This is a genomic window from Caballeronia mineralivorans PML1(12) (assembly GCF_001028175.1).
Taxonomy (GTDB): domain Bacteria; phylum Pseudomonadota; class Gammaproteobacteria; order Burkholderiales; family Burkholderiaceae; genus Caballeronia; species Caballeronia mineralivorans.
The window spans coordinates 1-1,612 of record NZ_AEJF01000031.1 but is presented as its reverse complement, the minus strand read 5'-3'; the positions used below and the strand labels follow the sequence as shown (position 1 = coordinate 1,612).

Genomic DNA, 1,612 nt, shown 5'->3' with positions numbered 1-1,612 from the left:
TCGATTCTGTTGAAAAACAGTTGTTTTTAGGCGCGACGAAAAAGTCATGTGCTGCAACTTTGGCTTTACGTCGTCAGCAAACCTGGGAATTTGATAGCAGTTGCGACTGCGTCGCTCATCACGCAGTCGCAATCTCCATCTTGTCACCTTTGGCCATGAGTCGAATCGCCATTCGCCGTAGGTTTTGCGCCGTTGCTGCCAGCAAGAACTCATCATGCGCACCGCTTGGCCCGCGCAGCCGCAAACGGTCAAGCTTCAAAATCCGTTTGAGGTGCGCGAACAGCATTTCCACCTTCTTTCGCTCACGTCGAGATTGTTTGTAGGCAGGTGTTGTCGCGATGCGTCTTGCCTCGTCACGTGCAGCTTCGTGGATGCTTCGCGTGACCTTGCGAAACGGGGTCTTCGGACAGCAGCGTTGCTTTATTGGACAGCCAGCGCAGTCGAGTTGGCTTGATCGATAGATAATCGTATCGGCCTTGGTGACGTGCGTACGCGAGTTCTTGAATTGGCGGCGGTCACTGCGCAGTGCTTTCCCAGCAGGACAACGATACTCGTTGTCCGTCTCATTCCACTTAAACTCGCTGCTGGAGAATGTATTGTCCTTGGGCGCGTACCTTTCCCAAACCGGGACGTGTGGTGCGATCTCTTTCTGATCGACCATCCAACCAAGCATCGCTGCCGTGCCGTAGGCGGTGTCGCCTACAAGGCGAGCGGGCTTGAGACTAAGCCCTTGTTCAACTCTCTCAATCATAGTTCTCGTTGATTCGACCTCGTGGGATCGGTTTGCGGGCGTCGCCTCAACGTCCATGATGATCCCCGCTTCCAGGTCGATCAGATAGTTGGTCGAGTAGGCGAAGAACGCGGGACCACCAGGTGCAGCGGTCCAACTCGAGGCAGGATCGCTCAGGGAGATCATCTTCGGCGGCATAGACGACTCTGCGGATTCGTCTGCGTCGGAACCTACTGGATTGCTCTCTTCAAGGGCCTGGAGATACTCCCGCACAGCGCGACTCTGTTTTGCGGTAGGTCCCCAGTCGATGGGATCTGTTCCCGGCACCGCGCTTGAACGACTTGCATCCGCCTTGATAATACTTGCATCGATAGCGAATCCCTCACCCCTCACAAGCCCCTCAGCCATGCAACGGCCCAAGACGGATTCGAACACATGGCGTAAGACGTCGCTATCGCGAAAGCGTCCGTGGCGATTCTTAGAGAACGTCGAATGTTCAGGTACTGCGTCATCCAAACCCAGGCGGCAAAACCAACGATATGCCAGATTCAGATGGACCTCTTCGCATAGCCTGCGCTCGGAGCGAATGCCGAAGCAGTAGCCCACGATCAGCATGCGGATCATGAATTCCGGATCAATCGAAGGTCGACCGATCGGACTGTAGAAAGGCGCGAGGTGCTGACGCAAGTCGCCGAGATCGAGCGCCCGGTCGATGCCTCGCAGCAGGTGAGTTTGAGGCACGTGATTGTCGAGGTTGAACGAGTAGAAAAGCTTGTTCTGCCCGCTATCCAGTTGACCCATCATGACGATCTTCTCCTCGTCGATCAATATCTATAGGATACCTAACAATAAACATAAAGGCGACTTTTTCAACAGAATCGG

Annotated in this window: 1 protein-coding gene; it reads right to left on the bottom strand. The window is 54.6% G+C overall.

Annotated features, from left to right (window positions below):
- Positions 1 to 118: 118 nt before the first annotated feature.
- A complete protein-coding gene (locus tag EOS_RS04610) occupies positions 119 to 1,534 on the bottom strand; it encodes an IS1182 family transposase (RefSeq protein ID WP_047845419.1) in 1,416 nt (471 codons plus the stop codon).
- Positions 1,535 to 1,612 lie beyond the last annotated feature (78 nt).

Excerpts from the sequence above, each read along its gene's own strand:
- EOS_RS04610 (WP_047845419.1), bottom strand. The coding sequence starts at position 1,534 with ATGATGGGTCAACTGGATAGCGGGCAGAACAAGCTTTTCTACTCGTTC.